The sequence below is a fragment of the Frederiksenia canicola genome (assembly GCF_011455495.1).
Taxonomy (GTDB): Bacteria; Pseudomonadota; Gammaproteobacteria; order Enterobacterales; family Pasteurellaceae; genus Frederiksenia; species Frederiksenia canicola.
Genome location: NZ_CP015029.1, coordinates 1,450,799 through 1,474,635, shown reverse-complemented (window position 1 = coordinate 1,474,635; position 23,837 = coordinate 1,450,799). Strand labels below are relative to the sequence as shown.

The 23,837-nt window shown below is 43.4% G+C and carries 18 protein-coding genes; 13 read left to right on the top strand and 5 right to left on the bottom strand.

The window, feature by feature from the left end; all coding sequences use genetic code 11:
• Nucleotides 1-132 precede the first annotated feature (132 nt).
• Complete coding sequence (moaD, locus tag A4G17_RS07185) at nt 133-378, top strand: molybdopterin synthase sulfur carrier subunit (RefSeq protein ID WP_123956251.1); 246 nt, start codon at nt 133-135, stop codon at nt 376-378.
• The gene (moaE, locus tag A4G17_RS07180) at nt 378-830 is read left to right on the top strand and encodes a molybdopterin synthase catalytic subunit MoaE (RefSeq protein ID WP_123956252.1); all 453 of its coding nucleotides are present in this window, start codon (nt 378-380) and stop codon (nt 828-830) included. Before moaD ends, moaE begins: the two co-directional genes overlap by 1 nt.
• A gap of 33 nt (nt 831-863) precedes the next feature.
• On the opposite strand, the gene A4G17_RS07175 is transcribed toward moaE, so the two are convergent.
• Complete coding sequence (locus A4G17_RS07175; RefSeq protein ID WP_123956253.1) at nt 864-1,343, bottom strand: helix-turn-helix domain-containing protein; 480 nt, start codon at nt 1,341-1,343, stop codon at nt 864-866.
• Nucleotides 1,344-1,538: 195 nt separating this feature from the next.
• Here A4G17_RS07175 and ybeY point away from each other — a divergent pair, with 195 nt between their 5' ends.
• The 7 genes from ybeY (at nt 1,539) to parC (ending at nt 11,544) form a co-directional block, all read left to right on the top strand.
• Complete coding sequence (ybeY, locus tag A4G17_RS07170; RefSeq protein WP_123956254.1) at nt 1,539-2,027, top strand: rRNA maturation RNase YbeY; 489 nt, start codon at nt 1,539-1,541, stop codon at nt 2,025-2,027.
• On the top strand, nt 2,027-3,913 hold the full coding sequence (locus tag A4G17_RS07165) for a GNAT family N-acetyltransferase (protein WP_123956255.1): 1,887 nt from the start codon (nt 2,027-2,029) through the stop codon (nt 3,911-3,913). The genes ybeY and A4G17_RS07165 overlap by 1 nt, the downstream gene beginning before the upstream one ends.
• Before the next feature lie 134 nt (nt 3,914-4,047).
• On the top strand, nt 4,048-5,040 hold the full coding sequence (gene mglB / locus A4G17_RS07160; protein WP_123956256.1) for a galactose/glucose ABC transporter substrate-binding protein MglB: 993 nt from the start codon (nt 4,048-4,050) through the stop codon (nt 5,038-5,040).
• A 235-nt stretch (nt 5,041-5,275) separates the two neighbouring features.
• A complete protein-coding gene (mglA, locus tag A4G17_RS07155) occupies nt 5,276-6,790 on the top strand; it encodes a galactose/methyl galactoside ABC transporter ATP-binding protein MglA (protein ID WP_123956257.1) in 1,515 nt (504 codons plus the stop codon).
• A 19-nt stretch (nt 6,791-6,809) separates the two neighbouring features.
• Nucleotides 6,810-7,820, top strand: coding sequence for a galactose/methyl galactoside ABC transporter permease MglC (mglC, locus tag A4G17_RS07150; RefSeq protein ID WP_123956258.1), 1,011 nt, complete (start codon nt 6,810-6,812; stop codon nt 7,818-7,820).
• Nucleotides 7,821-7,983: 163 nt separating this feature from the next.
• Entirely contained in the window at nt 7,984-9,183 is a 1,200-nt protein-coding gene (locus tag A4G17_RS07145; RefSeq protein ID WP_123956259.1) for a sugar efflux transporter, read from the top strand.
• A 108-nt stretch (nt 9,184-9,291) separates the two neighbouring features.
• Nucleotides 9,292-11,544, top strand: coding sequence for a DNA topoisomerase IV subunit A (gene parC / locus A4G17_RS07140; RefSeq protein WP_236940994.1), 2,253 nt, complete (start codon nt 9,292-9,294; stop codon nt 11,542-11,544).
• A 50-nt stretch (nt 11,545-11,594) separates the two neighbouring features.
• On the opposite strand, the gene xseA is transcribed toward parC, so the two are convergent.
• Nucleotides 11,595-13,085, bottom strand: a complete 1,491-nt coding sequence (gene xseA / locus A4G17_RS07135; RefSeq protein WP_123956260.1) for an exodeoxyribonuclease VII large subunit — start codon at nt 13,083-13,085, stop codon at nt 11,595-11,597.
• A 170-nt stretch (nt 13,086-13,255) separates the two neighbouring features.
• Between xseA and queF the strand changes: the two genes are divergently transcribed.
• From queF to pta, 3 genes are all read left to right on the top strand, one after another.
• Entirely contained in the window at nt 13,256-14,095 is an 840-nt protein-coding gene (gene queF, locus A4G17_RS07130) for an NADPH-dependent 7-cyano-7-deazaguanine reductase QueF (protein WP_123956261.1), read from the top strand.
• Between the two features lie 244 nt (nt 14,096-14,339).
• Nucleotides 14,340-15,536, top strand: coding sequence for an acetate kinase (locus A4G17_RS07125; RefSeq protein WP_123956262.1), 1,197 nt, complete (start codon nt 14,340-14,342; stop codon nt 15,534-15,536).
• Nucleotides 15,537-15,582: 46 nt separating this feature from the next.
• Entirely contained in the window at nt 15,583-17,718 is a 2,136-nt protein-coding gene (gene pta, locus A4G17_RS07120) for a phosphate acetyltransferase (protein WP_123956263.1), read from the top strand.
• Between the two features lie 67 nt (nt 17,719-17,785).
• On the opposite strand, the gene treC is transcribed toward pta, so the two are convergent.
• Together treC and treB are read right to left on the bottom strand one after the other, a co-directional pair.
• Nucleotides 17,786-19,441, bottom strand: coding sequence for an alpha,alpha-phosphotrehalase (gene treC, locus A4G17_RS07115; protein ID WP_123956264.1), 1,656 nt, complete (start codon nt 19,439-19,441; stop codon nt 17,786-17,788).
• Nucleotides 19,442-19,497: 56 nt separating this feature from the next.
• A complete protein-coding gene (gene treB, locus A4G17_RS07110) occupies nt 19,498-20,922 on the bottom strand; it encodes a PTS trehalose transporter subunit IIBC (RefSeq protein ID WP_123956265.1) in 1,425 nt (474 codons plus the stop codon).
• Between the two features lie 264 nt (nt 20,923-21,186).
• On the opposite strand from treB, the gene A4G17_RS07105 reads away from it, so the two are divergent.
• Nucleotides 21,187-21,705 carry a rhodanese family protein gene (locus tag A4G17_RS07105; RefSeq protein WP_123956266.1) on the top strand — a complete coding sequence of 173 codons (519 nt, stop codon included), beginning with the start codon at nt 21,187-21,189 and terminating at the stop codon, nt 21,703-21,705.
• A 61-nt stretch (nt 21,706-21,766) separates the two neighbouring features.
• On the opposite strand, the gene A4G17_RS07100 is transcribed toward A4G17_RS07105, so the two are convergent.
• Complete coding sequence (locus tag A4G17_RS07100) at nt 21,767-23,782, bottom strand: BCCT family transporter (RefSeq protein ID WP_123956267.1); 2,016 nt, start codon at nt 23,780-23,782, stop codon at nt 21,767-21,769.
• Nucleotides 23,783-23,837 lie beyond the last annotated feature (55 nt).

Here is a 23,837-nt window from a genome sequence, read left to right as displayed (position 1 = left end):
ATCTCCTTTAAAGACTAAAAGAAATATTCTACCGATTTTATGTTAAAATCAACGCAATTTTCATTTACGGCAAGCAATTTGCAAAAAATTCTGCAAAACTGACCGCTTGTCGTGCTTTTTGGATAAAAGAGTATGCTAAAAATCCTTTTTTTCGCCCAAACTCGTGAATTAGTGGGCGTTGATCAATTAGAACTGGACGCTGCCTTCGCCACTGCTGAGACATTACGCCAACATCTTGCTGCACAAGGCGGTAAGTGGGAGTTGGCATTACAAGCGGGAAAATTGTTGGTCGCAATCAACCAAACTATTTCTCCTCTTTCTGCTGAAATCAAAGACGGGGACGAAATCGCCTTTTTCCCACCAGTCACGGGGGGCTAATGGAAACGTTAATTCAAGTGCAAACGGAAAATTTCGACCAAAATGCGATTTATCGTTGGTTAAGCGAACAGCACAGCGTAGGGGCAACAACCCTGTTTGTTGGCAAAGTTCGGGAAATGAATTTGGGCGATAACGTATCGGGGCTCTATCTTGAACACTACCCTGCAATGACTGAAAAAGCACTCGGTGAAATTGTGGCAGAAGCCCGTAGCCGTTGGGATTTACAACGAGTCGCGATTATTCACCGTATCGGACAACTATACACAGGCGATGAAATCGTGTTAGTTGGAGTGAGCTCTGCTCACCGAGTTGATGCCTACGCCGCCAACGAATTTATGATGGATTATCTGAAAACCAAAGCACCCTTTTGGAAACGAGAAACCACCGACCAAGGCGAACGCTGGATTGAAGGACGTGAAAGCGATCAAATCGCTGCGGAAAAATGGCAATAATCAATGACAATCGGGGCAAAAGCCCCGATTTTGTTATAGTTTTCGACCTAAGCGTTTTTCAACGACTTTCTGTTCCCATTTGCCTGAAAATAGGTTTTCTTTCACAAACAGCTTAAACCCTGAAATGGCTAAATGGACCGCAAATCCTAACCACACCCACAGCACCCACCAATAATCTGAAGTGAAGTAATTAATCACCGCAAGTATCATCAAAATGAAGGTAAAAACAATGGTTTTTAAATAGAAATGCCGTAATTTTTGGGCATAACTTAATGCCTCATTTTCTTGTTTTTGAATCACTGTTCCTGTTTCGATATGTTGCTCTGTCATGGTTTGTTCTCCTTGTAGTTGGTGAAAATCGACTTCAAAAACAGCCGCCAATGCTTTTAAACTTTCTAAGCTACCGCTTTGCCCTTTTTCAAGTCGCTGAATTGTTCTGACACTCAGTCCACTGATTTCCGCCAGTTGTTCTTGTGACCAACCGCGTTGTAAACGTAATTTTTGAATAATCATCACATTCTCCTTAATCATTGTTTGTGTGCCGTTCATTTTATTCAGATCACTTTTATTCGCCACGACAGTAAGGCGACAATCGCCCGACAGCACGCACCTTATGCTCTTTTTCGGCATATTTCACGCCAATTCACAACATGATTTTCTCATAAAACTCCGCTAGAATAGCCATTATTTTTTTCTTGAAACCACATTATGCAAAATCTCTATATCGATCTCCAACTCGCCAGTGAAAACCAAAACGGCTTGCCGAGCGAGCAACAATTTCACACTTGGATCAACCAAGCCTTGACCTTAGAAGCCAAAATGGCAAACTATCCCGAAACGGAAATCACTGTTCGTATTGTCGATGAAGCCGAAAGCCACGAGCTGAATTTGACTTATCGTGGTAAAGACAAGCCAACTAACGTCCTGTCGTTCCCGTTTGAAATGCCTGAAGGTATTGAGATGCCGTTGTTGGGCGATTTAGTGATTTGTCGCCAAGTAGTTGAAAAAGAAGCAGAAGAACAGCGAAAACCGCTGGAGGCTCATTGGGCTCATCTTGCCATTCACGGTACGCTGCATTTACTCGGCTACGATCATTTAACTGATGAAGAAGCCGAAGAAATGGAAAACCTCGAAACTGAAATTATGCACTCCCTTGGGTTTGAAGATCCGTATATTAGCGAGAAATTGGCAGAATAATGCGGCGATTAGTTGTCATTAGTAACGAACTGGCTCCTCACTTTGAAAAAGAGAGGAGCACGACTGAAAGCAATCAACATTCTGTACATTCAGGACAGATTTATCTTCCTTCTTCCCTTTTTCCTATCCCCTTCTCCAATGCAAAAACCCTGCTCGGTCAGGAGTTTCCCTATGCAATTTACGATATGCGGGCGGAGAATGGGGTTTGTTTGAATTTAGAGGCATTGGCGATTGTGGCGGGCACTATTCAAGACAACGGCACGCTTTTTCTACTCTGCCCCAAATGGCACGAATTAACACTGCAAGTGGATGTCGATTCGCTACGCTGGAATAATCAACAAGCTACTGCTGCCCCGAATTTTTATGCTTATTTCAAACAATTAGTGGCAAAATTTGGATTTGATATTGTCAATGAATTGCCTGCCTTGCTCAAAAAACGTGACAACGCCACTCAAAAAGCGTTTGATTTGACTGCCGAGCAGCAAATTATTCTGCAAAACTTACCGCTTGATCGGGCGGATATTCATTTAATTACTGCACCTCGTGGGCGAGGAAAATCGACTATTTCAGGCAAACTTGCTGAGCAACTTGCAAAGACCCATCAAGTGTTGATTACCGCCCGCAGCCATTCGGCATTACCCAATTTTTGGAAAGGGATTGAATCGGCAGCCATTCCCTTTTTCGCCCCCGATAAACTTATTCAACTAATTGATTTAAAAAAAATTTCACCTCAGCAATGGCTGTTTATTGACGAAGCCGCTAGCCTACCATTGCCGATGTTACATACTTTTTGTGACTATTTTGCGAAAGTCGTTTTAACCACAACTACCCAAAATTACGAAGGTACAGGGCGAGGCTTTTCGTTGAAATTTCTTCCCACATTACAACGTCCTAACCGACAATGGCAACTTACCCAGCCGTTGCGTTGGCAGGAAGATGATCCGCTCGAACAATTTATCTCACAATTGTTGCTTTTAGATGACGAAATCCCTCCTGTTGAAAAAAGAGAATTAAAAGGGATTTCCAAGATCGATTTTTACCATTTACTCGCTCAAGCCCACTACAAAACCACCCCAACGGATCTTCGCCGATTATTTGATGCTAAAGATCAACAGTTATATGAACTGGTTGAAGATCAACAACTTATCGCAGGCTGTTGGGCAATGAAAGAAGGGGGGTTAGATGAGACACTCACCCACGCGATTTGGCGGGGCGAACGGCGCCCACAAGGCAATTTAGTCGCTCAATATCTCTGTTTTCAAGGCAATTTGCCCGATGCTTGTCGGCTACGTTCCATGCGGATTTCTCGCATTGCGGTGCAGCCTGAATATCAACGGCAAGGCTATGGCAAGCGGTTAGTTTCACAAATCATTTTGCAAATGGATCCGTTTGTTGAATTTGTTTCCGTCAGTTTTGGGCTGAATAAGGCATTATTATCGTTTTGGACGGAGTGCGGTTTTGAGTTGGTACAGATCACCCCGGCTGCTGAAGCCAGCAGTGGCTTACGCAGTGCGATGATGCTCTATCCACTAACGGAAGTAGGCAAACAATTTGTACAACAAGCCAAATTACAATTTGAGCGAGATTTACCTTTACAGCCTTTTTTTACGGAAGTTTATGCTGATTTGCAAAAAATCATTACGATCTCACCGCTTGCTACAATAGCACTCGATGACCAAGATCGCCGTAATCTGGCTGGGTTTGCTCATTCACAACGCTCACTTGCAAGCTGTTACGTCAGTTTAAAACGCTTGTGTCAACGATATCCAGAACATTTTCCTGAACTCAAACACTGGTTTGAATCTGCACAAAACAAGTTGCCCCAGAATCAAAAAATATGGATAACTCAGCTACGCAATCAGATCAAGGATTTTCAATTTTTGTAAATTATATTAGGCAATCGTTTGCAATTCTGTGAATAAGATCACATTTTTTTTTGCGTAATTGGAGTAAAATTTCACCAGCTCATCAGAAGATGACTACATTTAATCGAAATTAAAATTCCAATTAGGAGTCAATTATGAAAAAAACAGTATTAAGTTCACTTGCTTTAGCTGTCGGTTTAGGTGTAATTGCAACTTCAGCACAAGCAGCTGATCGTGTTGGTGTGACCATCTATAAATATGATGATAACTTTATGTCACTCATGCGTAAAGAAATTGAGAAAGAAGCGACTCAATTCAAAAACATCGAATTATTGATGAACGATTCTCAAAACGCTCAATCTATCCAAAATGACCAAGTCGATGTATTGATTTCTAAAGGCGTAAAATCTCTTGCTATCAACTTAGTTGACCCTTCCGCAGCAAAAACCATCATTGGTAAAGCAAAACCAGATAACATCCCTGTTATTTTCTTCAATAAAGACCCTGGTGATGCCGCGATCAACAGCTATGAAAATGCTTACTACGTCGGAACTAACCCTCAAGAATCTGGCGTGATCCAAGGTGATCTTGTCGCAAAATATTGGAAAGCCAACCCAATGGCCGATTTAAATAAAGATGGCAAAATCCAGTATGTACTATTAAAAGGTGAACCAGGTCACCCAGATGCGGAAGCGCGTACAAAATATGTCATTGATCAACTCAATAAAGTGGGTATCCAAACCGAAGAACTATTCCAAGACACTGGTATGTGGGATGCCGCACTTGCAAAAGATAAAACGGATGCATGGTTATCTAGCTCCAAAGCAAAAGACATTGAAGTAATTATTGCAAACAATGACGGTATGGCAATGGGGGCATTAGAAGCAACCAAAGCACACGGTAAAAAATTACCAATCTTTGGGGTGGATGCGTTACCAGAAGTATTACAACTCATCAAAAAAGGAGAAATTGCCGGTACAGTTTTAAATGATGGCGTAACACAAGGTAAGGCGATTGTTCAACTTTCTAACAATCTCGCAGCTGGTAAACCAATTGCTGAAGGCACTAACTGGATGTTGAAAGATAAAATCCTTCGCATTCCATATGTCGGTGTTGATAAAGACAACCTGTCTGAGTTTTTAAAATAATAATGATTTTGGGGAGCTCGCCTCCCCTTTGTTTTATCGGGGTAGACAATTTTGCTCCCGCCTCAGCGGGAAAATCCCCTTGCCAAGCAAGGAGATAGGGGAATTGCAAAAAACTCGGAGTAACTGACCGCTTGTAAACGCTTCTCCCCGTCTCTGGCGGTATTCCGTTTGCTAACGCGAGAGGAGAGTTTTCATCGCATGAGATTCTAATCCCCGACAATTTATGAGGTTGGATATGACAGAACACACACAGACTAGCCAAGTGCTACTGACAATGAAAAATGTCAGCAAATCCTTTCCTGGCGTTAAAGCATTAGATCATGCAAATCTCACCGTGAAATCACACTCTGTTCACGCCTTAATGGGCGAAAACGGTGCAGGTAAATCAACGTTACTGAAATGCCTATTCGGCATTTACGCCAAGGACGAAGGCGACATTCTATTCTTAGATAAACCCGTTAATTTCAAAACGTCCAAAGAAGCTCTCGAAAACGGTATTTCAATGGTTCATCAAGAGCTAAACCTTGTTCGCCAACGCAGCGTAATGGACAATTTATGGCTCGGTCGCTACCCACTTAAAGGCTTTTTTGTCGATCACACAAAAATGTACAACGACACTAAAGCGATTTTTGATGAACTGGACATCAATATTGATCCGAAAGAAAAAGTCGCCAATTTGTCCGTGTCGCAAATGCAGATGATTGAAATCGCCAAAGCCTTCTCCTATAACGCCAAAATCGTGATTATGGACGAACCAACATCGTCATTATCGGAAAAAGAAGTTGAACATCTGTTCAAAATTATCGAAAAACTGAAAAATCGTGGCTGTGGCATTATCTACATTTCGCACAAAATGGATGAAATTTTCAAAATTTGTGACGAAATCACTATTTTGCGTGATGGTAAATGGATTAACACTGTTACGGTGAAAGATTCCACGATGGATAGCATCGTGGCAATGATGGTTGGGCGTGAGCTCACCCAACGTTTCCCACCAAAAACCAATACCCCGAAAGAAGTTATTTTGCAGGTGGAAAATCTCACTGCACAAAATCAGCCATCTATTCAAGATGTTAGCTTTGAATTGCGTAAAGGCGAAATTCTCGGTATTGCGGGTTTGGTTGGGGCGAAGCGGACGGATATTGTCGAAACTATTTTTGGCGTGCGGGAACGCAAAAGCGGCACGATCAAACTCAACGGCAAAGAAATGCATAATCATACTGCCTTGGAGGCGATCAACAATGGCTTTGCATTAGTGACCGAAGAACGTCGCTCAACGGGCATTTATGCTAATCTCAGCATCGAATTTAACTCGTTGATTTCTAATATGAAATCTTATATCAGCTCGTTCGGTTTATTGAGTGATAAAAAAATGAAAAGCGATACCCAATGGGTGATCGACTCAATGAATGTGAAAACGCCATCGCACCGCACCCATATCGGTTCCCTATCGGGTGGTAACCAACAAAAAGTGGTTATCGGACGTTGGTTGCTCACTCAACCTGATATTTTGATGCTTGATGAACCAACTCGTGGTATCGACATCGGGGCAAAATATGAGATTTACCAGCTAATGATGCAACTGGCACAAAAAGATAAAGGGATAATTATGATCTCTTCTGAAATGCCAGAGCTACTCGGGGTAACCGACCGCATTCTCGTGATGAGTAACGGTAAAGTGGCGGGCATTGTCGAAACCGCCCACACTTCTCAAGAAGAGATTTTGCAATTAGCAGCAAAATATTTGTAAATTTAGAAGGAAATGAATTATGTCTGCACTTCAACAAAATAAATCTTTGGATTTTCTCAAACAAAATGCGATTTACTTTGTGCTACTGGTTCTATTGGTGATTATCATCGCCCAAGATCCTAGTTTCTTAAGTTTACGCAATTTCAGTAACATTTTAACGCAATCGTCTGTCCGCTTGATCATCGCACTTGGTGTCGCAGGCTTGCTAGTAACACAAGGTACGGACTTATCCGCAGGCCGCCAAGTTGGTCTTGCAGCAGTCATTTCTGCGACCTTATTACAAGCCATGGACAATATGAACCGAGTGTTCCCGAACTTAAGCGAAATTCCAATTCCCGTGGTGATTTTGGTCGTTTGTGCGGTAGGTGCAGTAATCGGCTTGATCAATGGTTTGGTCATTGCTTATCTCAACGTAACACCATTCATTGCCACAATGGGGACGATGATCATCGTATATGGTATCAACTCACTCTACTATGATGCCGTGGGTTCATCACCAATCGCTGGCTTTAACGACAGCTTCTCTACCTTTGCCCAAGGTTTCTTCCGCATCGGCTCGTTTAATCTCTCTTACATCACAATTTACGCCGCCATTGCTGCGATTTTAGTGTGGATTATGTGGAACAAAACCCGTTTCGGTAAAAACATCTTTGCTATCGGCGGTAACCCAGAAGCGGCCCGTGTTTCAGGCGTAAACGTCGCTCGCAACTTAGTGATTATCTATATGATTGCAGGGATGTTCTACGGCTTCGGCGGTATGCTCGAAGCAGGTCGTATCGGCTCAGCCACCAACAACTTAGGCTTTATGTATGAACTTGATGCAATTGCGGCTTGTGTGGTAGGCGGCGTTTCCTTCGCAGGTGGTGTGGGTACTGTTATCGGCGTAGTAACTGGGGTGTTGATCTTCACCGTCATCAACTACGGCTTAACCTACATCGGCGTAAACCCATACTGGCAATACATCATTAAAGGTAGCATTATCATCTTCGCTGTAGCGATTGACTCGCTCAAATATGCGAAGAAAAAATAAATAGCGTTTCATATCACCTAGGGCTAATGCCCTAGGTAATATATTATTGAGCAACATCGTTGCTCTTTTTATTTTTAAACCGTACCAACGGTGCTGAATTATTGCTAACCTAAGGCATCAGCCCTAAGCTATAATACCCATTTTCATTGCACAAGACTATCCTATGCAACCTCTCACGCCCCTAGATACCAACATTTCCCGCAAACTGCTCACTTCGGCTTCGGCAGCGTTTTTGATGGTCATTTTTATGACAGGCCTTGCCAGTGCGTTACGTATTCCCGCGCTGACCGTTTATCTGCACAAAGAAGTCACCGATGATCCGCTGATGGTCGGGCTGTTTTATTCGATCAACTCACTCGGTGCCATGGTGATAAGCCAAATTGTTGCTCACTATTCCGATCGCTACCCAAACCGCAAACGGATTATTGCTATCAGCTGTGTCATGCAGATGCTCGGCTGTCTGCTATTCGCTTTCAATCGTGATTATTATCTACTGCTGATTTTAGGCACACTGATTTTTGGCTTGGGCTCATCGGCAGGTTCGCAGTTGTTTGCCCTGTCGCGTGAATATAGCGAGAGCCAAAAACGAGATAGCACCATGTTTAACAGTGTGCTGCGGGCACAACTTTCACTGTCGTGGATTGTCGGTCCGCCACTTGCCTATTTCTTGGCTGATCAACTTGGCTTTACGTTTATGTATGCCGCCTCGGCAACGATTTTTGCGATCTCCATCATTATCGTGCTCTTGATGCTACCGCAAGCGGTCAGTTCCGCTCAACGTTTTGCAAATCCTGAATTACGAGAAGAAGGGATAGTCAGCAACCGCAACGCCGTGATTCTGCTCTGCATTAGCTGCTTGCTGCTCAACGTATGCAATGCGATGATGTTTATCAATATGCCGATTTACATTAGCAAAGACCTCGCACTTCCTGAGCGCTTGGCTGGGATTATGATGGGTACTGCCGCAGGGATTGAAATCCCCGTCATGCTGATCGCAGGCTACTGCACCCGTTTTGTCAGCAAGAAAACCTTGATGCTAATTAGTATTGTCTCTGGCGTTTGCTACTACATCGGGCTGACATTCGCCCAAACGGAATGGCAACTCATCGCTATTCAACTATTCAACGGTTTGTTTATCGGCATTTTTGCGTCAATCGGTATGCTCTATTTCCAAGATTTAATGCCTTACAAAATGGGCACCGCCACCACTTTGTTTACCAACACAGGCTCCGCGAGCTGGGTGATCGCTGGTCCATTCGCAGGTTTGGTTGCTAGACATTTTGGTTATCACAGCACGTGGTTGCTGGCAATTGCGTTATGTATAATGTCGCTTATCACAATGCTCTTTGTGCGGAAAATTTAGTTTAGACAAACCTCTGAAAATAAGCGAAAATATACTCTATAAAAATACAGTTACACCATTCTGCCCCCGCTCTTACGGGGGCAGAATTGATATTTCAATAATAAACCAATGACAATCAAAACCCCCGAACTGAACTACGAAGGCATTGAGCAGATGCCAATCAAGCGTTTTACGGAAGACGCTTATCTCAACTATTCAATGTATGTCATTATGGATCGTGCTTTGCCGTTTATCGGCGATGGCTTGAAACCTGTACAACGCCGCATTGTGTATGCGATGTCAGAACTCGGTCTGAATGCGTCCGCCAAATACAAAAAATCAGCTCGCACCGTCGGTGATGTGCTGGGTAAATTCCACCCACACGGCGACAGTGCCTGCTACGAAGCGATGGTGCTGATGGCACAGCCGTTTTCCTACCGCTATCCATTGATTGACGGGCAAGGCAACTGGGGGGCACCCGATGATCCGAAATCCTTCGCCGCCATGCGTTATACCGAATCTAAGCTGTCAAAAATGGCAGAATTATTGCTGGGCGAACTCGGGCAAGGCACGGTGGATTTCCAGCCGAATTTTGACGGTTCCTTAGAAGAGCCAAAATACTTACCTGCTCGCTTACCGCATATTTTGCTCAACGGCACCACAGGGATCGCCGTGGGAATGGCGACTGACATTCCTCCCCATAATATCAATGAGTTAGCCGAAGCAAGTGTAAAACTTTTAGAGAATCCAACCGCTTGTTTAGCGGATTTACTTGAAATTGTACAAGGCCCAGACTATCCAACAGAAGCGGAGATCATCACCCCCAAAACGGACATCGCCAAAATTTACGAACAGGGCAAAGGCTCGATCAAAATGCGGGCGGTGTGGCATAAAGAAGACGATAAAATCGTCATCACTGCCCTACCGCATCAAGCATCACCATCAAAAATCATCGAACAAATCGCCACCCAAATGCGAAATAAAAAATTGCCGATGGTGGACGATATTCGTGATGAATCCGATCACGAAAACCCAATTCGTATTGTGCTCGATACCAAAAAACGTGCCGATAATCAGCAACTGATGGATCATCTTTTCGCTACCAGCGATTTGGAAAAAAGTTATCGGGTCAATATGAATATGATCGGCTTAGACGGCAAACCAGCAGTGAAAAACCTGCTAACCATTCTGACCGAATGGCTCGAATTTCGCCGCAGCACCGTCACTCGCCGTTTGAATTTCCGTTTGGATAAAATTCTCAGCCGCTTGCATATTTTATCCGGCTTGCACATCGCCTTTTTGAATATTGATGAAGTGATTGAGATTATTCGCAACGAAGACGATCCAAAAGCGGAGTTGATCCGCCGTTTCAACTTAAGTGAAATCCAAGCGGAAGCGATTTTGAATTTGCGGTTACGTCATTTGGCGAAATTGGAAGAACATCAACTGCGTGCTGAACAGCAGAAATTGGAAGATGAGAAGCACTATTTACAAGGCATTCTCGGCTCTGAACGCAAACTGAATAATCTGATCAAACAAGAAATTCAGGCAGACGCAAAAACCTTTGCCAGCCCACGCCGCTCACCATTGGTGGAGCGTGCCGAAGCAAAAGCGATTGCTGAGAGTGAACTCACCCCAACCGAACCAGTTACGGTAATTTTGTCAGAAAAAGGCTGGGTACGTTGTGCCAAAGGGCACGATATCAACGTGCAAGAACTAAATTACAAAGCGGGCGATGGTTATCTTGCCCACGCCCACGGCAAAAGCAATCAGCCAGTGGTGTTTATCGACAACACAGGGCGTTGCTATGCCGTTGATCCGCTGTCGCTCCCAAACGCCCGTTCCCAAGGCGAACCAATCACTACCAAACTGGCGTTACCTGAAGGGGCAACGGTGCAATTTGTACTGATGGCGGAAGAAAATCGCAAAGTGCTGATGGCATCGGATTCTGGCTACGGCTTCATTTGCCAATTTGAAGATTTGGTCTCTCGCAACAAAGCGGGCAAAGCAGTCATTTCTCTCACCGACAATGCCAAAGTGTTACCGCCGCAACTGTTGGACGAAAACGAAGAAAATTTGTTGGTGGCAATGAGCAGCGTCGGTAGAATGTTGGTGTTCCCAGTCAGTGACTTACCAACACTCTCCAAAGGTAAGGGCAACAAAATCATCAACATCTCGTCCGCCGCAGCCAAAACAGGCACTGAATTGTTAGCGAAACTACTCACCATTCGCCCAACCAGTTCGTTGGTCTTCACCTCAGGCAGACGCAAAATTACCTTGAAACCTGAAGACATCGCCAACTACCGCGGCGAACGAGCTAGAAAAGGCTCTCAACTTGTTCGGGGACTGAACGTCAATACCGAAATTGAAATCATCGATTAAAAAATCAAAGACCGCCTACAAGCGGTCTTTTTCGTGTTACGTTTTGCAAATTATGAGGCGGATCTGACCGCTTGTCGTGAGTGGATCTCCAACACCTCACTCACAATTTCACCTTCTGCCAAGCGAGTACGGATCTGCTCTCCCACTTTGACCTGTGCAATATTCACCACCGTATTGCCGGTCTCATTGCTTGTCACAGAATAGCCTCTCGACAGTACTTTTAATGGGCTCAATGTCTCTAACCGCACACAAAGCTGTTGGAAAATTTGCTGCTGTTCAGACAATTGCTTATCCATGGCATAATTGGCACGTTGAGTTAAATGCTGCCAATGTTGTTGCAGTTGGGAAAGCTGATGTGGCAAAGGGTTTAGCCGTAAACGCTGATCAGCTGCTTGCCAACGTTGCTGTTTACGTCGTTGAATTTGCTCAATTTGTTGTGCCGCTCGTTTATGTAATGCCAATAACTGTTGCCGTTGTCGCTCAAGATTTCGCTGTGGGTGTTGAGTGTTAAGCCGTTGTGACAGCTGCTGAATCTGACGTGAATGATAAAAAAGTAAGTTCGTTATCGCTCGTTGCAATCGTTGATGTGATTGATTCAATGTTTGGGACAACTGTGGTAACTGGCGAGCAGGATGTTGTGCATTGAGTCGAGTGGTTAAGTGGCTAAAATGATTGACTTTTTCAGACCATATGCGATCAAATGCAAGGCTTGCTCTATCCAGTTGATGTTGCAAGCGACGCATCAAATCTTGTTGATCACGGCTGACTAATTCAGCTGCTGCCGAAGGTGTTGGTGCACGTAAATCCGCCACAAAATCTGCAATTGTCACATCAGTTTCATGTCCTACTGCACTAATAATCGGGATTTGAGAATGATAAATAGCTCGAGCAACGGATTCTTCATTAAAACACCACAGATCTTCAAGCGAACCACCGCCTCGCCCAACAATCAACACATCGCATTCCCTGCGAAGGTTGGCAAGCTGAATCATTGTGACAATATCTTGAGTCGCTTCTTTACCTTGCACCATTGTTGGATAAATTACAATCTGCAAACTCGGATCACGCCGCTGTAAAATCTGTAACATATCTTGCAATGCTGCACCACTTGATGACGTGATGATACCAATCCGTTTGACAAAGGATGGTAATGGCTTTTTGTGTTCTTGAGCAAACAGCCCTTCGGCAGCAAGTTTGCCTTTGAGCTGTTCAAACTGCTGCTGTAATAAACCATCGCCTGCAGGTTGCATAGATTCAATGATGACTTGATAGTCACCCCGTGGTTCATACAAACTCACGCCAGCACGAACCAGTACTTGCATTCCATTTTTTGGCTGAAAATTGACTCGCTGGTTCTTCATACGAAACATTGCACAACGCACTTGGGCATGTTCATCTTTTAAGGTCAAATACCAATGTCCTGAAACAGGTTGGCTGAAGTTAGAAATTTCACCCACGAGCCAAATGTGTCCAAATTCTGCTTCTAATTGGTGGCGAACGGAATAGTTCAGCTGACTAACACTAAAAATCTGGTTTTGCATAATCTATAAAATATAAAAGCGATTGCGGGATTATATCGCCAAAATAGGAAAATTGTTCTGACTGTTCAAAATGATTTAGAATACCTGCCCCACAAGCGGCTTAAGATCAGGCTAAATTTGCAAATTATTGCGAGGATCTGACCGCTTGTATTGACCTAAAGGAAAACTACATGACTTATCAACACCAAAGCCTTAACGTCTTAAAACTCGGACAACAAACTCAGTATGCCGAACATTATGATGCGTCACTCTTACAAGGCGTCCCTCGCCAATTAAACCGCGATCAGCTAGGTATTACTCACCATCAACCTTTCTCCATAGGCGTCGATTTATGGACTGCTTACGAAATTTCATGGCTGAATGATAAAGGTGTGCCGCAAGTGGCAATAGCTGATGTGAAATTAGATTTTCAAAGTGAAAATTTGATTGAATCGAAAAGTTTTAAACTGTATTTAAATAGTTTTAATCAAACAAAATTTGCCGATCTTGAAACGGTTCGCCAAACCATTGAAAACGACTTACAGCAATGTGCAAAAGGCAAAGTTAGCGTTCAACTCAATACACTGGATCATTATTATCAACACGCTATTGCGACCTTTAAAGGCACTTGTATTGATCAGCAAGATATTGAAATTCATGATTATGCTTTCAACCCCAACATTTTGACCAACTGTGCCAGCGGTGAAGTGGTTGAAGAATATTTGGTTAGCCACTTACTCAAATCAAACTGTTTAATTACTCAACAGCCCGATTGGGGAAGTGTACAAATTCATTACGTCGGCAAGCGGTTAGATCAGGAAAAACTTTTGCGATATTTAGTCTCTTTCCGCCAACACAACGAATTTCACGAACAATGTGTTGAGCGGATCTTCTGTGATCTCATGCAGTTCGCATCTCCCGAAAAATTGACGGTATATGCCCGTTATACCCGCCGTGGAGGTTTAGACATCAATCCGTTTCGTTCCAATTTTGAACAAATTGCTGAGAACGCTCGCTTGGCGAGACAATAACGAGACGATGTCACGGTTTATATTATGTTATACAAAGTTTTGCTTGGATCTATCCGCTTGTTCCAAGCAAATTTGATAACTTAATACGTCTTCTTTTCGCAAATTTAACAAACCTTGTCCAATTCTTAACCCATTTCAACCTTTTATATTCTTTGCAATTTATTTTAAAAGGCAAAAGGTGTATCCTATGCCGGTTTAGGTTCATTTGAACCTGTCTGTTAAACTCAACTTAGGTATGTCAATTATGTCTAAAAATTTAGTTCTTATTCTAAACTGTGGTAGCTCATCACTTAAATTTGCAATTTTAGATCCTGTATCTGGTGATGAAAAACTATCTGGTTTAGCGGAAAACTTCAACCTTGAAGATGCTCGTATTAAATGGAAATTAAACGGTGAGAAAGGTGCTGCAGACTTAGGTGCTGGTGCCGCTCACAGTGAAGCATTGAATTATATTGTTAGCAATATTTTAAGTGCTGAATTAAAAGACAGCATTGGAGCTATCGGTCACCGTATCGTTCACGGTGGTGAAAAATATACCTCATCAACTATCGTAACTCCTGAAGTAATCGACGGTATTAAAGAAGCCGCTGCATTTGCTCCACTCCACAACCCAGCACACTTAATTGGTATTGAAGAAGCCTTCAAAGCCTTCCCAGAATTGAAAGAGAAAAACGTTGTGGTATTCGATACCGCCTTCCACCAAACCATGCCTGAAAAAGCATATTTATATGCCCTTCCATATTCACTTTATCAAGATCATGGCATTCGTCGTTATGGTATGCACGGTACGAGCCACTACTATGTCAGTCGTGAAGCGGCTAAAGAATTAGGTGTTGAAGCCAATAAAGTTAATGTCATCACTTGCCACTTGGGTAATGGTGCCTCTGTAGCAGCCATTCGTAATGGTGAATGTATCGACACATCAATGGGTTTTACCCCACTTGAAGGCTTAGTGATGGGTACACGTTCAGGCGACTTAGACCCTGCGATTATCTTCTTTATGCACAATACCTTAGGGATGTCTGTGAAAGAGATCGAAGAAACATTAGTGAAAAAATCAGGTTTACTTGGTTTAACCGAAGTCACTAGCGATTGCCGTTATTCTGAAGATAACTATAGCAGCAAGCCAGAAGCTAAACGTGCAATGGACGTGTTCTGCTATCGCTTAGCGAAATACATCGGTTCCTATATGGCGGTTATTGGTGACTTAGATGCTCTTGTTTTCACTGGCGGTATCGGTGAGAACTCTGCACCAGTACGTGAATTAACTTTAAACTACTTGAAATTATTCGGTATTAAAGTAGATAGCGAGAAAAACTTAGCCGCTCGTTTCGGTAAATCCGGCGAGATCACTGCAGCAGATTCTACTTACCGTGCGTTTGTGATCCCAACTAATGAAGAATTAGTGATCGCACAAGATACGGCGAAATTAGCGTTATAATTCTAAACCTGCCGTTTGGCAGGTTTTTCAGTTAATGGAACATACTATGTCAAGAACGATTATTCTAATCCCAACCACAACTGGCGTTGGTTTAACCAGTGTCAGTCTCGGTTTAGTTCATGCCCTTGAACAAAAAGGGGCAAAAGTTGGTTTCTTAAAACCCATCGCACAACCAATCAGCGGTGAAGATACGTTAGACCGCACGACATCGATCATTCGAGCAGCACAAACAACTGAAACGGGTGAACCGTTTATGTTAAGTGCCGCAGAAGCCTTGATTGCCAAAAACCAATCTGATGTCTTGCTTGAGAAAATTGTTGAGCGTCATCAACAATTAGCCAAAAACTGTGAAATCGTTATCATTGAAGGCTTAATTCCTACACGTAAAAACTCTTATGCGAATAGTATCAACTATGATATGGCTCAGACCTTAGATGCCGAAATCGTACTTGTTGCTGCACCAGGTTCTGATAAACCAGCAGAATTGAAAGAGCGTGTGGAAGCCGCGGCATCAGAATTTGGTGGTCGCCATAACCCGAACTTGCTTGGTGTCATCATCAACAAATTCAATGCACCTGTGGATGAAAGTGGCCGCACTCGTCCAGATTTAACCGAAATCTTCGATTCATTCCACCACAGTTCAAACAACACCAACGAGGTGGAACGTCTATTCAGCCAAAGTCCAATCAAACTGTTGGCGTGCATTCCATGGAATGCTGAATTGATCGCAACCCGTGCAATTGACCTTGCAAAACATTTACAAGCAGCGATTATCAACGAAGGCGAAATTCACTCCCGCCGTATTCGTGGTGTGACTTTCTGTGCAAGAAGCCTACCGAATATGGTCGATCACTTCAAAGCAGGTAGCTTGTTAGTGACCTCTGCTGACCGCCCAGATGTGCTAGTGGCTGCCGCACTTGCAGCGATGAATGGCGTAGAGTTAGGGGCATTATTGCTCACAGGCGGCTACAAAATTGACTCGCAAATCGCTAAACTTTGCCAACGTGCATTTGAAACTGGTTTACCGATTTTCCGCAGCGAAGGCAACACATGGCAAACATCACTCAGCCTACAGAGCTTCAGCCTTGAAGTGCCAGTAGACGACAAAGAGCGTATTGCGGCAATTAAAGAATACACCTCGTCACAAATTGACAGTACCTTTATCGACAATCTCTCATCAGGTGCGGTGCGTGCAAGACGTTTATCTCCAGCCGCCTTCCGCTATCAATTAACCGAGTTTGCACGTGCGGCGAAAAAACGTATTGTGTTGCCAGAAGGTGATGAGCCACGTACCGTTAAAGCCGCGGCCCTTTGTGCAGAACGTGGCATTGCAGAATGTATCTTGCTTGCTAACCCTGATGAAGTGCAACGTGTCGCAGAAGCACAAGGCGTACAATTAGGCAAAGGCATTACGATCATTGATCCTGTAACTGTGCGTGAAAAATATGTTGAGCGCTTAGTCGAATTGCGTAAAAACAAAGGAATGACGGAAGTTGTTGCTCGTGAACAGCTTGAAGACAACGTAGTGCTTGGCACAATGATGTTAGAAGCGGATGAAGTCGATGGCTTGGTATCTGGTGCAGTGCACACCACTGCAAACACGATTCGCCCACCAATGCAGATCATCAAAACTGCACCGGGTAGCTCAATTGTTTCATCTATCTTCTTTATGTTATTACCAGACCAAGTGCTTGTGTACGGCGACTGTGCGGTAAACCCCGATCCAACCGCAGAGCAACTTGCTGAAATTGCGATTCAATCCGCCGATTCTGCAAAATCGTTCGGTATCGACCCACGTGTTGCGATGATCTCTTACTCCACGGGTACATCTGGCTCTGGTGCAGACGTTGAGAAAGTAGCGGAAGCTACTCGCATTGCGAAAGAAAAACGTCCAGATCTGATGATTGATGGTCCATTGCAATACGATGCGGCTATTATGGAAGACGTAGCTCGCTCTAAAGCACCGAACTCACCAGTGGCTGGTAAGGCAACCGTCTTCATTTTCCCTGACTTGAACACGGGTAACACTACTTATAAAGCGGTACAACGCTCCGCAGATCTCGTTTCAATCGGCCCAATGCTACAAGGTATGCGTAAGCCAGTAAACGACCTTTCCCGCGGTGCGTTAGTCGATGATATTGTTTACACCATTGCACTTACTGCAATCCAAGCGACTCAATAGCCACATTGATCCAAAAAAAATGCTCCCCATTGGGAGCATTTTTTGTCATACAAGCGGTGAGTTCCGCTTAATTTTTTGCAAAATATTGGAACAAATAGACCGCTTGGTACGGTTTCAACATCAGCTTTTCGTCATCCATTTCTACACTGTCATAGTTATTCAGCAACAGATGTTCATTCACCTTTTGCCATTCTGCTGGCAAGGTAAAAGCTTGCGACTCACCATTCAAATTCGCTACCACTAACAATTTTTCGTCCGCAGTTGAGCGTTGATACGCCCACAAATGTGCCGCTTGTGGGGCAAGATCGTGGTAATCGCCGTCAGTGAAAATCGCTAATTCTTTACGCAATTTGATCAGCGTTTGGTAAGTGTAGAACACCGAATTTTTGTCAGCAACCGCTTGTTCAGCATTGATTTCACGGTAATTTTTCGCCACATCAATCCACGGTTTGCCTTGGCTAAAACCTGCGTTTTCACTGGCATCCCACTGCATTGGGGTACGGCTGTTGTCACGGGATTTTTGGGCAAGGATTTGCAAAATTTTTGCTGGATCTAACCGCTTGTCACTCAAAATTTGGTAAGCATTTAGGCTTTCTACGTCACGATATTCTTCAATTGACGTGAAATTTGGGTTGGTCATTCCAATTTCTTCACCTTGGTAAATGTATGGTGTGCCTTGCATTCCGTGGAGCACCATCGCCAACATTTTGGCGGAAACAGTGCGAAGTTCACCTTCATCGCCAAAGCGAGAAACAATACGTGGCTGGTCGTGATTACACCAGAACAAGGCATTCCACGCTTTGCCGTGCATTCCTTGCTGCCAGTAGTTAAAAATCGATTTTAGCTCAACAAAATCAGGCTTGGCATGTGTCCATTTTTCGCCGTTTGGATAATCTACTTTTAAATGGTGGAAGTTGAAAGTCATCGACAATTCCGTGCCGTCTAAATTAGCATAGCGTTGGCAATGTTCGAGCTTGGTCGACGACATTTCGCCCACGGTCATTAAGCCGTATGGGGTTAAGGCGTTTTGATTGAGAAGTTGTAAATACTCGTGAATTTTTGGACCATCCGTATAGAAACGGCGACCATCGCCTTCAAAATCGTCTTCAAATTTTTCAGGTTTGGAGATCAAATTCACCACGTCTAACCGCAAGCCATCAATCCCTTTCTCTGCCCAAAATTTGCAAATCTCAAATAACTCTGACCGTAATTTAGGGTTTTCCCAATTGAGATCAGCCTGTTCAGTGGCGAATAAATGCAGGTAATATTTACCTGCTTTGTCCGACCATTTCCACGCTGAACCGCCGAATTTTGATTGCCAGTTAGTTGGCTCTTCACACCAAATGTAGTAGTCGTGATACGGGCTGGCTGGATCTTCGCCTTCCACGAACCATTGGTGGAAAGTGGAGCTGTGGTTGAATACCATATCCATCACGATTTTGATATTACGTTTGTGGGCTTCGGCGATGAGCTGTTCGAAGTCTGCCATTGTGCCGTAGCTTGGATCGATGTCGCGATAGTTGGCGATGTCGTAGCCATTATCAATTTGTGGCGAAACGTACATCGGTGTGATCCAAAGCCCATCCACTCCAAGTTCCTGTAAGTAGTCTAAACGTTTGATAATCCCCTGAATATCACCCGTGCCACTGTCTGTGGTGTCTTGGAAAGATTTTGGGTAGATTTGATAAATTACTCCGTTTTTCCACCAATTTGGATTATTCATTTTACTTTCCTCTAAAATAAAAATTCCCTTCCCTAACTCAGGGAAGGGAGTAAAAATTACTCAATCTCGCCTTTCATCATTTTGCGTTTATACACAACCATAGTTAAGATGATTGGCACAACAATTGCGACTAACATTGCAATCGCAAACACGCCCCAGTATTGATGTTGGATTGACAAAATACCTGGTAAACCACCTACCCCCACGCTGCTTGCTAATACGCCTGCAAAGCCACAAACCAATGCGGCAGAAGCAGAACCAATCATCGCACAAAGCATTGGGAAGCGGTATTTCAAGTTGATCCCATACATCGCTGGCTCAGTCACGCCTAAGTAAGCCGATAATGCCGCAGGCACTGCCACTTCACGCACTTTGGTTTTCTTCGTCATAATCAAAATAGCAACGACTGCAGACGCTTGGGCGATGTTTGAAAGGGCGATTAATGCCCATACTGGGGTACCGCCGATACTGCCGATCATTTGGAAATCAATAGCCAGTGTCGTTTGGTGTACACCTGTCACGACAAGCGGGGCATATAAGAAACCGAATAACGCCGCACCGATTGGCGCGAAATCGCCCGTCATGGCAGCTTTCACTACAAATGCGACGCCGTTGCCGATTTCACGACCGATCGGACCGATAATCGCATGAGCTAAGAACACCGCTAAGATGATAGAAGTGACTGGCACAATGATTAAATTTAAGAAATCTGGCACGATTTTATTTAAGAAACGCTCGATATAAGACAGGGTTAAACCAGCCATAATCGCAGGGATCACTTGAGCTTGGTAGCCAACTTTCTCAATAGAAAAGAAACCAAAATCCCACACTTCTGGCGTTTGTGAACCTAGTGCATAGGAGTTCATTAATTGAGCAGAAACTAAGGTGACACCAAGTACAATCCCTAAAATTTGAGAGGTATTCATTTTACGTGCAATCGACCAACAAATCCCTACAGGTAAGAAGAAGAAAATGGCTTCGCCAATTAACCATAAGAACGAATGCATACTTGCCCAGAAGCTGCTAATTTCAACCAACGTTTTGGTGCCTTCTTCGAACATTTTGATGTCACCAATGACGTTGCGGAAACCTAAAATCAAACCTCCTGAAATCAACGCAGGCAACAGTGGAATAAAAATATCCGCCATATGTGAAATCGCCACTTCGTACCATTTTTGGTTCTGGCGAGCTGCGGCTTTCACTTGATCTTTACTCACACCACCTTCAAGCCCTGCTTGCTCAAGCACCAGTTTGTAATAATCGCCCACTTCCTGACCGATCACCACTTGATACTGACCACCCGTTGAGAAATTGGCTTTCACCATTGGCAATTCTTCAATCGCTTTTCCGTCAATTTTACTTTCGTCATTCAACACAAAACGCAAACGGGTAATACAGTGCGTTAAGGTTGCAATATTCTCTTTGCCACCAAGTAATTCAATCAGTTTGCTTACATTGGCTGGATCAATTTTTTTCGCCATAAATAGCCTCTTTCGGTTGGATAAAATTGCTGCGTATTATAGTGCGGTCTAAAAATCAATCAATGGGAACGTTCCCAAAAACAAAACAAAAAATGTGACATAGATCACAAAACTGAAAAATAATGCGTTTTTTGTTGGTATTTAAATAGATTCGATTACAATTGTTCGCAAATTACTCACCGCAAATGGTTGCAAAATACTTGAGACTCTTGTGAGTAATACCGCTCATTTTGTGAGCTCAATGACGATAATAAGGAGACCATAATGCAAACAATCACTGTTCAAATCACTCAAGAAAAATGTGCTCAAGGTGCACAATTAATTGACATTCGTGAAGATGTTGAACATCGCCGTGAACATATTCAAGGGGCAATTTCGCTTCCTTTATCCAAAATTCAAACCATTGGGTTGCTTAATATTGCACCCAATACCACGTTAATTTTCCATTGCAAATCAGGTATGCGTACTAAACAGGCTGAAGCACAATTAGCTGAACTGGCAAAACAGAATGGCTGCGAAGCTTTTTTACTTGAAAAGGGAATTGACGGCTGGAAACAAGCAGGTTTAGAAACCGTACTTGATCGCTCCCAACCCATTGATTTAATGCGACAAGTACAGATCGCAGCAGGATCATTAGTCTTACTCGGTGTACTTTTAGGCAGCGTTGTTCACTCAGGATTTTATGTGTTATCGGCTTTTGTTGGGGCGGGATTAGTTTTTGCTGGTGTCACAGGGTTCTGCGGGATGGCTCGCCTACTGGCGAAAATGCCTTGGAATAAATAAATTTGCAAAAAATTAGACGGAACTGGCCGCTTGCAAGCGGTCGGTTCCGTACGATATTTTACTATTCGGCTAATTCAATCTGCTCGTGAGACATCAATTCCTGCCCGACATCGTCCAATAAACCAAGGTAGCGTTCATACTGTTTTAAAATATCGGCAATCAGTTCATTTTTGGTCATATATTGCACATCGTAGCCTGCCCGCCCATCGAAAAAATAGGTGATCGGTTCATAGGTATTGGCGTGCTGAATATGGGGCAGATTTTCATCATTAATCAGTTGATCGGACACTTCTCGGCGAACGGATTTAATTCCATAAATAAAATCTCGCATTGTCTCTTTTTTGATCTGAATTTCGACCGCAGGCTCTTGCTCCAAATGTGCAATCACGTCTACATTCAAATTATGAATATTGACTAGCTCTTGTCGCAACTCTCGCATTGCTGGTAATGCTTTATGTTTTAAAAATTTGATGACATCTCGTTCTTGAGTTTGATTTAGCATTTGATCCAAGCGAGCCTTCCAAGAATCGCCTGTCCAAAAAATGCTGGTTGGCGTCACTTTTGCCGCAAAATATTTCTGATCGGCACTCAGCCCTTTCCATAAACTGACACACATCAGTAACATTAAGAGCGCAAAAGGTAATGCTGCGATTAACGTCATCGTTTGTAAGGAGGCTAATCCGCCCATATGCAGTAATACAATGGCTACGCACGACATCAATCCCCCCCACATAGCCGCTTGCCACTTAGGAGAAGCAACGCCTTTATCTCTTGAAGCGATATTGTTTAACACATAAATGCCCGAATCCGCTGATGTAATGAAAAACAGTGAAATAACCACTAAAGCGACTACACTCGTCAAGCTAGAAAAAGGGAAAAGATCCAGAAAACGGAAAAGTAGCGTTTCAGGTGATGACGTAAATTGCGATAAACTGCCCACCTCTTGCTGCTCTAGCCAAATCGCACTATTTCCAAACACCGTAAACCATAAAATACAAAATAGGCTTGGAATAGCCAAGACACCGAAAATAAACTCTCGAATAGTTCTTCCCCGTGAAATACGGGCAATAAACAAACCAACAAAAGGGGCCCAAGAACACCACCACGCCCAATAAAGTACTGTCCATCCCGTAAACCAAGCAGTATGTTCTTGTTCATAAATATAAGTTTTAAAACTGAGCTCAAGTAAATTCGTTAAATATGTGCCTAAATTATCGCTAAAGGCCGACAGCAAATATAGCGTTGGGCCTGCCAACAGCACAAATAGTAATAGACTCAATGCCAGTCCTAAATTGAGTTCGCTCAAACGTTTCACGCCTTTGCCAACACCTGAGATGGCTGAAAAAACCGCAAGGCTCATCACGACTACAATAATGCCAACTTGCACACTAAAACGATTCTCGGAGAACCACCCTAGCTGAACAAGCCCCGCACTGAGCTGCGTTGATCCAAATCCTAGGGTTGTAATGATCCCAAAGAGCGTCGCCACCAATGCCATAATATCAATCGCATCGCCTAATTTACCGTTAATTCTCTCTTTGAATAGGGGGTAAAAACACGAACGCAAAGCCAATGGTAATTTATAGCGAAAACCAAAATAGGCTAATGCAAGAGCAATCACACCGTACACAGCCCAAGCGTGAATCCCCCAATGAAATAACGTATGTAACAATGCTTGTTGTTCACGTTGCTCGGCAATACCTGTAGTAATTTCTGAATGATAGTGAGTCAGTGGCTCTGCAACACCAAAGAACATTAAACCAACGCCCATTCCTGCAGCGAAAAGCATTGCCAACCATGATAAAAATGAGAACTCGGGGGTTTCTTCGTTTGAGCCGAGTTTGATATGACCAAAGCGGCTTAGGGACAAAATAATCAAAAAACAAAGAAAAACTGAAAAGGCTAGAATATAAAACCAACTAAAATGCTCAAAAATAGCGAGCTTCGCCCAATCTAACACAGCTTCAGTGCTGTCTGGTATCAAAATCGTAGCGCAAATTAACAAGATAACTAGCAATAAGGTGCTGAAAATAACGAAAGGATTGAAGGAAGAGTGAGTTTGAAGAGTTTTTAACAAAACGTGATTTTCTCCTAAAATGAAATAATTTGAGCAAATATCTTAACATAATTCA